The sequence below is a fragment of the Paraburkholderia sp. J11-2 genome (assembly GCF_905220185.1).
Lineage (GTDB): Bacteria > Pseudomonadota > Gammaproteobacteria > Burkholderiales > Burkholderiaceae > Paraburkholderia.
Window position 1 is genome coordinate 126,209 of record NZ_CAJMYY010000015.1, and the last position, 11,894, is coordinate 138,102.

General features: G+C 67.0%; 10 protein-coding genes. 7 read left to right on the forward strand and 3 right to left on the reverse strand.

Features of this window, described 5'->3' with window-relative positions:
- Positions 1–11: 11 nt before the first annotated feature.
- A complete protein-coding gene (locus U5A57_RS21860) occupies positions 12–1,058 on the forward strand; it encodes an L-threonylcarbamoyladenylate synthase (protein WP_321913748.1) in 1,047 nt (348 codons plus the stop codon).
- Positions 1,059–1,170: 112 nt separating this feature from the next.
- Here the strand turns inward: U5A57_RS21860 and U5A57_RS21865 are convergent, their stop codons facing one another.
- The 3 genes from U5A57_RS21865 to dacB form a co-directional block, all read right to left on the reverse strand.
- The gene (locus U5A57_RS21865) at positions 1,171–2,556 is read right to left on the reverse strand and encodes an SGNH/GDSL hydrolase family protein (protein ID WP_321913749.1); all 1,386 of its coding nucleotides are present in this window, start codon (positions 2,554–2,556) and stop codon (positions 1,171–1,173) included.
- A gap of 173 nt (positions 2,557–2,729) precedes the next feature.
- On the reverse strand, positions 2,730–3,716 hold the full coding sequence (locus U5A57_RS21870) for a sterol desaturase family protein (protein WP_321913750.1): 987 nt from the start codon (positions 3,714–3,716) through the stop codon (positions 2,730–2,732).
- A 331-nt stretch (positions 3,717–4,047) separates the two neighbouring features.
- Positions 4,048–5,778 carry a D-alanyl-D-alanine carboxypeptidase/D-alanyl-D-alanine-endopeptidase gene (dacB, locus tag U5A57_RS21875; RefSeq protein WP_321913751.1) on the reverse strand — a complete coding sequence of 577 codons (1,731 nt, stop codon included), beginning with the start codon at positions 5,776–5,778 and terminating at the stop codon, positions 4,048–4,050.
- A gap of 420 nt (positions 5,779–6,198) precedes the next feature.
- On the opposite strand from dacB, the gene U5A57_RS21880 reads away from it, so the two are divergent.
- From U5A57_RS21880 to U5A57_RS21905, 6 genes are all read left to right on the forward strand, one after another.
- Positions 6,199–6,861, forward strand: a complete 663-nt coding sequence (locus tag U5A57_RS21880) for a response regulator (protein ID WP_112173421.1) — start codon at positions 6,199–6,201, stop codon at positions 6,859–6,861.
- A 25-nt stretch (positions 6,862–6,886) separates the two neighbouring features.
- Positions 6,887–8,188, forward strand: a complete 1,302-nt coding sequence (locus U5A57_RS21885) for an ATP-binding protein (RefSeq protein ID WP_321913752.1) — start codon at positions 6,887–6,889, stop codon at positions 8,186–8,188.
- A gap of 135 nt (positions 8,189–8,323) precedes the next feature.
- Positions 8,324–9,829 carry a DegQ family serine endoprotease gene (locus tag U5A57_RS21890; RefSeq protein WP_321913753.1) on the forward strand — a complete coding sequence of 502 codons (1,506 nt, stop codon included), beginning with the start codon at positions 8,324–8,326 and terminating at the stop codon, positions 9,827–9,829.
- A 209-nt stretch (positions 9,830–10,038) separates the two neighbouring features.
- Positions 10,039–10,545, forward strand: coding sequence for a carboxypeptidase regulatory-like domain-containing protein (locus tag U5A57_RS21895; RefSeq protein WP_321913754.1), 507 nt, complete (start codon positions 10,039–10,041; stop codon positions 10,543–10,545).
- Positions 10,546–10,687: 142 nt separating this feature from the next.
- Positions 10,688–11,053 (forward strand): DUF427 domain-containing protein, encoded by a 366-nt coding sequence (locus U5A57_RS21900; RefSeq protein ID WP_321913755.1) that lies wholly within the window; start codon positions 10,688–10,690, stop codon positions 11,051–11,053.
- A 33-nt stretch (positions 11,054–11,086) separates the two neighbouring features.
- Positions 11,087–11,836, forward strand: a complete 750-nt coding sequence (locus U5A57_RS21905; protein WP_321913756.1) for a CoxG family protein — start codon at positions 11,087–11,089, stop codon at positions 11,834–11,836.
- Positions 11,837–11,894 lie beyond the last annotated feature (58 nt).

The following is an 11,894-nucleotide window of genomic DNA, read 5'->3' on the forward strand; positions in this document are numbered from 1 at the left end:
TGAGAAATGCCATGTCTGACCAGCAGAACGGGCCGCACGAAGGCACGCCGAATTTGACCGACGCCGATATCGAAGCGGCCGCCGCGCTGCTCGACGCGGGCGAACTGGTCGCGTTCCCGACGGAGACCGTCTACGGCCTGGGCGGCGACGCGTCGAACCCTGAAGCCGTCGCGCGTATCTACGCAGCCAAGGGCCGGCCGGCGAACCATCCGGTTATCGTGCATCTGCCGCCCGGCGGCGATCCGACGTACTGGGCGGCGCAGTGGCCCGAGGCGGCGCAAAAGCTCGTCGATGCCTTCTGGCCCGGCCCGCTTACGCTGATCGTCAAACGCCACGAGCGCATTCCCGACGCCGTGAGCGGCGGCCAGGACTCGGTGGGGCTGCGCTGCCCGTCGCATCCGGTTGCGCAGCAGCTGCTGGCGGCGTTTTCTGCGCGCCGCGGGGGCCATGGCGGCGTGGCGGCGCCTTCGGCGAACCGCTTCGGCCACGTGAGTCCGACTACCGCGCAGCACGTGCGCGACGAATTTGGCGCGGCCGTGCATGTGCTCGATGGCGGCGCGTGCGACGTGGGAATCGAATCGACGATTCTCGATCTCTCGCGCGGCTTTCCCGCGTTGCTGCGGCCTGGCCACGTGACGCCGCACGATATCGCGCGCGTGCTGGGCGAGGCGCCGCGCTTGCCCGACGGTTCAGACGCCACGGCGCCGCGCGCCTCGGGCACGCTCAAGGCGCATTACGCGCCGCGCACGCCGCTCGCATTGCTGCCGTTCGAGGCGTTGGAGCCGTTGCTCGCAGCCGCGCGCGATGCTGGCGAAACGGTGGCGCTGGTGGCGCGCGCCTCGCGCGCGGGTGCATGGGCGCAAGCGCCAGGCGTGCACTTCGTCGCCGCGCCGGAAGAGCCGCAGGAATATGCGCGCGAGCTGTATGGCTTGCTGCGTGCACTCGATCGCGCGAATGTCTCGCGCATTCTCATCGAAAAGCTGCCCGAGACGATCGAGTGGATCGCCGTCAATGACCGGTTGGGGCGGGCGGCGGCGGCGTTCGAGGCGCGGCAGTAGGGCTCAGCACGTTTGCCCGCGTTCAATGAGAAACACCCCACGAACCTGACGGTCCGTGGGGTGTTTTTTCTGGCACCGGAAGATCCGGTGCGCGAGGCTCAAACGAGGTTGATCACGGCGCCTTGCCGATGCCCGCAGCAGCCAGCTGCGTTTCGGCGAACGTCGCGAATTGCTGGTGCAGTGCCGTGGTCGGGTGCACGAGATCCGCGAACATGTAGGTCGTAGGCGCGTTGGCCGTCGTCAGCGTTTGCGGCGAGCAGAACAGCGAGCTGCCGAAGCTCTGACCGTATGCCTGCGCGTAGGCGTTGATGGTGGCTTGCGGCGTCGTGGCCGGGTTCAGCCCGAGCGTTGCCTGCGGGTTGGCGAGCGCATAGTTGGTCGCGCTGGTCGCCATGGCCGTAAGGTTGCAGGCCGTGTCCGTATTCGTCACGGTGAAGCCGAGGCTTGCCGCGTTCTGGACCGACTGGTCGAGCCACGAGAACGTATCGACCAGCACGACCTTCTTCGCCTGCACGTCGGCCGCGGTCGCCTGAATCAGCGTCAGGTTGTACATCGCCGAAATGAGCGAGAGTGCCTGGTCAGCCGAGCTTGCGGAGCCGGGCGTTGCGCCGATGGCCGCATCGGCCTTCAGCGCGGCAGGCGTCTTGCCGATGTCGGGTACCAGGGCGACAGCGATCTTCGGATTGCCGGGAACGATTTCCGCATGGACGATGCCACCCAATGTGGCCGCTGCTGTCAGGACCGGGATGATGGACGAGAAGGCGGACTGATTTGCCTTCACGAGCCCAAGCGCGACGTACGCGGGTACGAGCGCCGTAGCCTGAGCCTGCGTGAAGCCTTCGCTCATCAGGGCCGTGACAGCGGCAGTCTGGTTCGCAGCGACAGTGGCCGTGAAATTGTTCGCAACGAGTGCGGCGCCGAACAAGGCCAGGTTCGTCTGGCCGCCGCCTGTCGGCACGTCCAGCAGGTTCAGGATTTCATTCGCGCCGCCTTCCACGAGCACGAGTTGACCCGCGTTGAAGCTGCCGTGCTGCGCCAGATACTGCTGAACTTGCCAATCGACCGGTTGCTCGCTCGCAGCGGCGATCACGGCGCTGGTATTCGCCACGCCGCCGCCCGTCACCAGCGCGCCGCCTTGCGCGTAGTCGAGCCCGCCCGTTGCCGTGAGCGGCAGACCGAAGCCGCCTTCAAAGGCCGGCGAAAGCGTGTTGCCGAAGTACTCGGACACATGCTGTGCCCAGACTTCGCCCGGGTTGGTCGTGAAGCGGCCGCCGCCGAAGCCCGGCAGAATCTGCTCCGAATACGTGCCCGCGTCGGTCAAGCTCGTGCCGAACGCCACCACCTGCAAGTTGACGCCCGACGGCGGCGGCGTGCTCGCGTTGTTGTTGCCCCCTCCGCTGCTGCCACCGCAGGCGGCGAGCAGCGCAAAGGCTGCGCTCGCAACAGCGATCTGGGTGGCGCGCAACAGCGTACGGTGTCTCGGTCCTTGATGCTTCATATTCACTTCATCTCCTCTGTGTGTGGCCTTTGATGCCATGCCTGCCTACTCATGCAACGGGGGCTCGCGGCACGTGCACCCGTTGTCGATGTTGTTTTCGTTAGTCGGCCTTGCATGCACCCCCTGCATGCTGCTTCCAGGTGAGGGCCAAGGCCGACAGACTACGCAATCTCTCAGCTACTGCGCGACCCGAACTCACCCTCGGTGTTGTTTTCCGGCACGCCGCGCGGTGTTCCCGCCGTCGCCGATATTGCCGATATGACGGTTGCAAGACGCAGCGCGTCGTGGCGCTCGCACCAATCCGGCGGCGCGAACAGGGCGGCTGCGCGCGAACGCCAGTCGGGCATGCGCGCGAAGTCCCGCGCCATCGCGAGCCATTCGTGAAACGTCGCCTTGAGCGGATTGCATGATGCGAGCGGCTTGACGATGCCGTAGTCGGGCGCGTCGTGGGCGTCTTCCTCGACATAGCTGCCGAACATGCGGTCCCAGATCGCGAGCACGCCGGCGTAATTGCGATCGATATAGCGTGCATTGCGCGCGTGGTGAACGCGATGCATCGACGGCGTGTTGAACACGTATTCGAGCCAGCCGAGCTTGCCGGGCTGACCTATCGCTTGCGTGTGCACGAAGAACTGGAACGCGAGATTGACGAGCACGATCGCGACGATCTGCTCCGGTGTGAAGCCGAGCATGGCGAGCGGAATCCAGAACACCCACATGCCCGCAACGGGATACATGAGGCTCTGGCGAAACGCCGTCGACAGGTTCAGGCGTTCCGACGAATGGTGGACGACGTGCGCGGCCCAGAGCCAGCGCACGCGATGGCTCGCGCGGTGAAAGACGCAGTAGAGCAGGTCCTGCGCGACAAAGAGCGCGAACCACGCGACGAGGCCGGGCTGCCACGAAACGAGCCGGAAGTGCCGGTAAACATAGGCATAGACGGGGATCGCAACGAGCCACGCCAGTTTGTCGGCGCCCTGATGCATGAGCGCGAGCGCGGCGTTGCACAGCGTATCGGGCCACGCGTAGCGGGCGCTGTCGGGGGTGTCGTTCGATGCAGCACGGGGCCGCGTGCGGGAGAGGTACCACGCTTCCCAGCCGATGCAGGCGAGAAACACGGGAGCGAGGGCGAGCAACAGCCATTGCGCGTCGAACTGCACGAACGTCGTCCTCCTTGTCCCGTGGGCGGCGCTGGCTGGCAGCGCGGCGGTTGTAGTCTCGTGTCTTTTCGGCCGCGTTGATGCGCGTTCTTGTGCGTGCGCGGCTCGATTGCCGTACGCGTTTGACAGATTTTTGTGACGCGCCTTCGGCCTTTGCCCGTCAGGGTACACGCCTCGCGCCCAGGACGGGCGGCGCTTTGCTAGAGGAAAACTTCGAGCCCGGCGCAGGGCGTCGGGCTCGAACAAGGTACGCGGGGACAGGTCCGCGGCGTGCGCTCAGCGTGCACTCAGTGGCCACGCCGTGCGCAAATTGCGTGCGCTGAGCGCCGCATCAATGCGCGCCGCGCCGACCGGCCGGAGCCTTGTGCGACGCTTTCGCGACCTTCGACGCCTTCGCCGCGCGCTTGGGATGCGGCTCGACGTACACGGGCTTCTCTTCGGGCATGCCCTTGTAGACCCACTCGAGCAGCGCATCGTGCGCGGCGCGTGCGGCCTCGGCGCGCGGATCGTTGATGAGGCTCACCACGATCCAGCTCTCGCCATTTTCGGCCGCCACGTAACCGGCGATCGCGCGCACGTCGCGCAGGGTGCCCGTCTTGATATGCGCGTTGCCTTCCACGCCCGCGTTGGTGAGGCGGTTGCGCATCGTGCCGTCCACGCCGACGATCGGCAGCGAGTCGATGAACACCTGCGCAACGGGGCTCGCGTTGGCGTTTTGCAGCAGATTCGCGAGCGAGAGCGCGCTGATGTGCTCTTCGCGCGAGAGGCCGCAGCCATTGTCGAGCACGAGTTCGGGCATGTTCAGGCCGCTGCGCCGCAAGAACGCGTTGACGGCCGTGGCAGCCTTGGCCGTGGTTGAAGGCGGTTTGGCAGCAACCGCGCCGAGCGTGAGGAACAGATTGCGCGCCATCACGTTGTTGCTGAACTTGTTGATGTCGTGCACGACGTCCGCGAGCGGCGGGCTCTGGTGCACGGCGAGCAGACGCGCGCGCGGCGGCACGACGCCTTCACGCACCGTGCCGGCGGGCGTGGCGAACAGGCTGCCGCCCGCTTGCTGTCCGATTTGCTGCCCGGTTTGTTGTGCGGATTGTTGCGCGGATTGTTGCCAGAGCGCGAGGAACCCGTCGGCGAAGAACGTGCTGTGGTCCACGGGCGCGGCCATGTTGAGCGTGCGTTCGCCGCAGCGCATGGCGTAGCTGCCGGCGAAGCTCGCGGTGACGACGCCATTGCCGCCGGGCGAAACCTGCGGGCTCGGCAGCATGCCGCCGCACGCGCCGGCGCGCCCGCGGATCTGGTTGTCGATCTGCCACTGCGCAACGGGCGGCACCACGTCGATCGATACGCCTTCGCGCGAGGGCGAGAACGTGAACGAGACCGCCTTGAATGCGTACATCAGCGGATCGGGGCCGACGTTGTAGGGCGCGCTATCGTCGCCGTCGAACGAGGGCAGGTCGCGCGTGGACGGATCGAATTCGCTCTTGTCGAGCACGAGCGCGCCGTCGATGCGCGCGACACCCGCCGCGCGAATCTTCTGCACGAGGTCGATCAGCTCTTCGGGCACGAGCTTCGGGTCTCCGGTGCCCTTGATATAGAGATTGCCGTGCAGCGTGCCGCCCGCATCGATTTCGCCGTCGGTGTAGGCGCTCGTTTTCCAGCGATAGTCGGGACCGAGCATCGCGAGGCCGCTCCACGTCGTGACGAGCTTCATCGTCGAGGCGGGCATCATGGGCTGGCCGGCGTTCACGGCGACGCTGGGCTGGCGGTCGCCAACCTTTTCGATCACCACGCTCACCGACGAGAGCGGCACGTGCGCGCGCTCGAGGCCCGCCATCACGGTGGGCGGCAGCACGGTGGTCACGTTGACCGTGGGCACGCGCGCGCCTTCGGGCTGCGCGTACGCGGCGGGCGCGGCGGCGAAGCTCGCGGCGAGCGTGGCGCAGGCCAATGCGAGGGCGAGCGGTTTAGGCTGGCGCGGTGTGGCGGCGGCGAAATGCGTGCGGTCGGTGCGCGAGGCAGGCAGTCGGAACAACGAGCGTAGGCGGGACAGCGAAGCGGGCAGCATGAAAAGCGTTCGGGCGAGTGCGGGGGCAGTGCATGGGCCGGGCGTGGCGCACGGAAAGCGGGGACTCGCCGGTGCTGCGCGCGGGCGCGAAAATTAGGGCAGCGTGTGATTCGTGGTGCATGCGCGATGCGCTAGCGTGAGCGTTGCACGAAGCCAGCTCGCGCGCATCGCGGCCGAATCACGAGTGAAGCGCCGCAAAAGCGCACATTGTAAAGACCTCGCGCCGCGTGCGCGCATTGCAGGCGAGAAAACGTCGCACATTGCGTGGCGTGGTTCAAACACCGCCCGCGACGCGCGCCAATGCATCGCGACCGGCTACGCGCCGCAGCGGCGCCGCGCTCCTGTTCAGGCGCTAGAATGCACGCATCTGTCATCCATTCACGCTGCGCGACGCGCCGTCGCCGTGCGGCCAACATTACGATGCGCATACTGCTAGTCGAAGATGACCGCATGATCGCCGAAGGCGTGCGCAAGGCGCTGCGCGGCGAAGGCTTTGCGGTCGACTGGGTCGAGGACGGCGACGCCGCCCTCTCGGCCGCGAGCGCGGATTCCTACGATCTCATGCTGCTCGATCTCGGATTGCCCCGCCGTGACGGCCTCGACGTGCTGCGCACACTGCGCGCGCGCGGCGCGGCGCTGCCCGTGCTGATCCTCACCGCGCGCGACGCTGTCGCCGATCGCGTGAAGGGGCTCGACGCCGGCGCGGACGACTACCTCATCAAGCCGTTCGACCTCGACGAACTGGGCGCGCGCATGCGCGCGCTGATCCGCCGCCAGTCGGGCCGCAGCGACTCGACCATCCGCCACGGCTCGATCACGCTCGATCCGGCCTCGCACCAGGTCACGCAGGACGGCTCGCCCGTTGCGCTCTCGGCGCGCGAATTCGCGCTGCTCGAAGCGCTGCTCGCGCGCCCGGGCGCGGTGCTCTCGAAAACCCAGCTCGAGGAGAAGATGTACGGTTGGGGCGAGGAGATCGGCAGCAATACCGTCGAGGTTTATATCCACGCGCTGCGCAAGAAGCTCGGGGCCGATCTGATCCGCAACGTGCGCGGCCTCGGCTACATGATCGCCAAAGACGCATGACGCGCGCAGGAGACCCACTTAGCCGATGAGTTCCATCCGACGACAACTGCTGTTCTGGCTGCTCGCGATCGTCGTTGCGGGCGTGGGGCTCGCGGGCTGGCTGATCTATCGCCAGGCGCTCGCCGAGGCCAACGAGCTGTTCGACTACCAGCTGCAGGAAATCGCCGAGGCGCTGCCCTCCGAGCCATTCAACGAGATCCTCAGTTCGCGCGATACCGGCGACGAAGGCATCGTGCTGCAGATCTGGAATCGCAATGGCGTGCTCATGTACTACTCGCATCCGCGCGCGCCGCTCGCGCCGCGCGCGGAACTCGGCTTTTCGACGGAGCGCACCGATCGTGGCGACTGGCGCGTGTACGGCGCCATCGTCGGCGACAATGTCGTGCAGCTCGCGCAGCCCGTTTCCGTGCGCAACCGGCTCGCCGCGAACGTCGCGTTGCGCACGCTCTGGCCGCTCATCGTGGTGCTGCCGTTTCTCGGCGCCGCCGTCTGGATCGTGGTGGGGCGCGGGCTCAGGCCGCTCTCGCGCGTTGCGCTCGCGCTCGACACGCGCCACCCCGAAGCGCTCGACCCGCTGCCCGAAGAGCGTCTGCCGCGCGAAGTCACGCCGCTCGTGCATGCGTTGAACGCGCTGCTCGAGCGCCTTGCGCAGGCCATCGACACGCAAAAGGCCTTCGTTGCCGATGCCGCGCACGAATTGCGCACGCCGCTCGCGGCCGTGCAGATCCAGGCGCAACTCGTTGCGCGCGCAAAGGACGATGAAACGCGCCGCGAAGCGCTCTCCGACCTGCAAGCGGGTGTGACGCGCGCCACGCGTCTTGCCGAGCAACTGCTCGCGCTTGCGCGTTCCGAACCCGACGGTCATGCGCGCGCACGGAGCGTCGACCTGCATGCACTGCTCGATGATTGCGTGCTCAACTATGCGCCGCTTGCGCAGCAGCGCGGCGTCGATCTCGGCATCGAGGAAAGTGTGGCGGCGAGCGTGCATGGCGACGCCGATGCACTGCGCGTGATGCTCAACAACCTGCTCGACAACGCCACCAAATACACGCCTGCTGGCGGCCGCGTGGACGTGAGCCTCGCCGTCGTGGACGGTCATGCGCGCGTGCGCATCGCGGACAGCGGACCGGGCATCCCCGAGGACGAACGCGCGCGCGTGTTCGATCGCTTTTATCGCGTGGGCGCGGGCGTGAACCGCGCGCGCACCGATATCGCCGGCACGGGCCTCGGGCTCGCTATCGTGCGGCGCATCGCGGATCAGCACGACGCGACCATCACGCTCGGCGATTCGCCCGCCGGCGGCCTGCTCGTGGACGTGCGGTTCTGAGCTTTCGTTACCCGCAAATGCCCGCCACGCGGGCGTTTGCGCGATTATTGCGATTTCTGCGTACTTAAGACTCCTTTAAGAGACACGGCTTACTCTTCGTACGTCGTGATGAGTACCCCGCGCAAGGAGTCCGCAATGAATACAAAAGTTCTTTCCCGCAGTGCCGTGGCAGCCGCCGTGGTCGTCGCGTTGTCGGCGGGCTACGTAGCAGGGCACCGTGATCTGCCTGCCCCGCAGGTGATTTCGCAGGCGCAGGCCGCGGCGATGATGCCCGCCGAAGCGGCCGCCAAGACCGGCGTTCCCGACTTCTCGGGTCTCGTGGAAACCTACGGGCCCGCAGTGGTCAACATTAGCGCGAAGCACGTCGTGAAGCAAACGGCGCTGCGCAGTGGCGGCAGCGGCCCGCAGCAACTGCCGATCGATCCGAGCGATCCGTTCTACCAGTTCTTCAAGCACTTCTACGGCGGTGCGCCCGGCATGGGCGGCGGCGACAACGGCCCGCAGGCGGACCAGCCGAGTGCGAGCCTCGGCTCGGGCTTCATCGTCAGCGCCGACGGCTACATTCTCACGAACGCGCACGTCGTGGACGGCGCCAACGTCGTGACCGTGAAGCTCACCGACAAGCGCGAATACAAGGCGAAGGTCGTGGGCGCGGACAAGCAGTCGGACGTCGCCGTGCTCAAGATCGACGCCAAGGATCTGCCGACCGTGAAGATCGGCGACCCGCGCCAGAGCAAGGTTGGCCAGTGGGTGGTGGCGATCGGCTCGCCGTATGGCTTCGACAACACCGTGACCTCGGGCATCATCAGCGCGAAGTCGCGCTCGCTGCCTGACGAGAACTACACGCCGTTCATCCAGACCGATGTGCCGGTCAACCCCGGCAATTCGGGTGGCCCGCTGTTTAATCTGCAGGGCGAAGTAATCGGCATCAACTCGATGATCTACTCGCAGACGGGCGGTTTCCAGGGCCTTTCGTTCGCAATCCCAATCAATGAGGCGATCAAGGTCAAGGACGAACTCGTCAAGACCGGCCACGTGAGCCGTGGGCGTCTCGGTGTAGCGGTGCAGTCGATGAACCAGACGCTTGCCAACTCGTTCGGCATGGACAAGCCGCGCGGCGCGCTGGTCAGTTCGGTCGACGCGAGCGGTCCGGCTGCGAAGGCGGGCCTGAAGCCCGGCGACGTGATCCTGTCCGTGAACGGCCAGTCGGTGGACGATTCGTCGGATCTGCCGGCGCTCATCGCGGGCATGAAGCCGGGCACGAAGGCCGATGTGCAGGTGTGGCGCGACAAGAGCACGAAGGACCTCACGGCGACCATCGGCGCGCTGGGCGACGCGAAGGTCGCGTCGAACGACGCACCGCAAGCGCAGATGCAGGGACGCCTCGGCGTCGCGGTGCGCCCGCTCACGCCGGAAGAGAAGAGCAACGGCTCGCTCGATCACGGCCTGCTCGTCGAGCAGTCGGGCGGCGCCGCCGAAAACGCGGGCGTGCAGCCCGGCGACGTGATTCTCGCCGTGAATGGCCGCCCGGTGACGAGCGCCGATCAACTCAAGCAAATGGTTTCGAAAGCTGGCAACAGCATTGCACTCCTGATCCAGCGAGACGACGCACAGATTTTCGTGCCCGTCGATCTCGGCTGATCCCTGCTGCCGCGAATCCGGCTCCGTGCGCCGGATTCGCGGCGAGAGCAGGTTTCATGACGTTGTTCCCGCGCTGCCGCCGTTGGCCTTTGGCCACGGCGGCAGCGGCGTTTTTGGGCGCCCAGAAAGCGCCTGCGCCTGCCGCCGGGTATGCATCGGGCATGCGCCTTGCGCAAGCGTTACATCGGACAACCTGAAAGGAGCGATCGATGAAGCGTTTCCACAACTCGCGCCCCGTCCATGCCACCGCTTATGCGACGATCCTCGCGGCCACCCTGGCGTTTGGCTACGCGGGCGGCGCGGCGGCCCAGCAAGCCGAGGCGTCGGGCACGGTCGGCGGCACGACCACCGACAACACGAGCGCCGGCAACACCAACGGCGGCGGCATGCCGCAAGTCCAGCAGCAGGGCGACGTATCGTACGTCTCCGGCGGCGTGGGTCTCGACGAATCGAAGGCGCTGCTTGGCGCCGAGCGCCAATGGCCGCTTGCGTTGCGTTTCACCCAGCGCAGCGGCGAGTATGTCGCGGACGTGCGCGTGCAGATCACCGATTCGCATGGCGCGAGCGTCCTCGATACGACTTCACGCGGGCCTTATATGCTCGTCAGGGTGCGTCCGGGGCGCTACAGCGTGCATGTGAGCCATGCGGGCGTCGACAAGACGAGCGCCGTGACGGTGGGCTCGAACGGCAGCGCGCGGGCGGCTTTCATCTGGTAAGCCGGGCAGGGTACAGGCGCGCGTTGGGGCGCTGCCGCACGCGCGCCGCACATAAGATTCACGCAGCCTCGCCGAGTTTGGCCGATAATGAAGCCGAGGCGGGGCGCCACGCAGGCGCCGCCTACCAACAGGGGAGCCGAACATGGCGGTCGAACCGGATGCGGCCCATCGCATCGACCTAGTCGCGAACCGTCACCGCGTGCGCGTGATTCATGGCGGCATCACCATTGCCGACACGTTGCACGCCATCACCCTTTGCGAAACCGGCTACCCCGACGTCTACTACTTTCCGCGCGCCGATGTGAATATGGCGCGACTCGAACGCTCCGGACACACCTCGCATTGCCCGTTCAAGGGCGAGGCGACGTATTTCCATTTGCGTACCGAAGACGGGTGCGTCGAAGAGGCGGCCTGGAGCTACGAAGCGCCGCTGGACGACGCGCGCGGCATCAAGGGCTATCTGGCGTTTTACGCGACTCGCGTGGACCGGATCGACCAGACCTCTTGACCTGGCCCGGTAGCTTGCAAAGGGGGAGCCGCCATGGAACTGAAAGATGCGCTGAGAATTCCGCTCGAACCCGACGCCGTCTGGGCGGCGTTGCAGGACGTGGCGCTCGTGCGCGCGAGCATGGAGCATTGCGAGTCCTTCCGGCGGCTCGGCCCCGGCGAATATGCAATCACGCTCACGGTGCCGCTCGGGCCGCTGCGCGCACGTTACGAAGTGCGTGCTCACATTGCCAATGACACGGCGCAAGTGCCGCTCACGCCTCGGCGCGTGCTGAGTTTTCGGGCCCGCGCGGACGGGATCGGCTCGCTGCGCGGACAGATCGACGTCGCACTGCGCCCGGAAGAGCGCGCCACGGCGAAGGAGCCGGGTACGGGCAAGGACGTGAGCACACGGATCGACTATTCGGTGTGGGCCACGCTCACGGGGCCGCTTTCCGAGCTGCCGCCGCGGCAGATCGAAAACGCCCTGCACGAACTCGCCGACGACTTCTTCACGGAGTTCTGCGCCGTGGTCGCGGCCAAGCACGGCCGGGCGCCCAACCGCGTGGCGGGCGAGCAGCCGCGCCGGCAACACGTGTTCCTGCGGCCGATCAACCTCGCGGGGCTCGCGAGGCGCGCGCATATCCTGCCTCAGCACCATGCGGGCGGGACGCTCTCGGGGCGTGCGGCAAGCACGCTCCATCATGAGCCGCCGCCGCATGCCATGCCGTACTGGGCGTGGGCAGCGATGATCTTTTTCGTCGCGTTGCTGCTTTATGCGGCGCGCTGGTTTACCGCGACCTGAAGCTGGCGGCGGGCGGCGCGCCCGAGTTGCACCCCCATTGCGCCGCCCGTCGAATCGC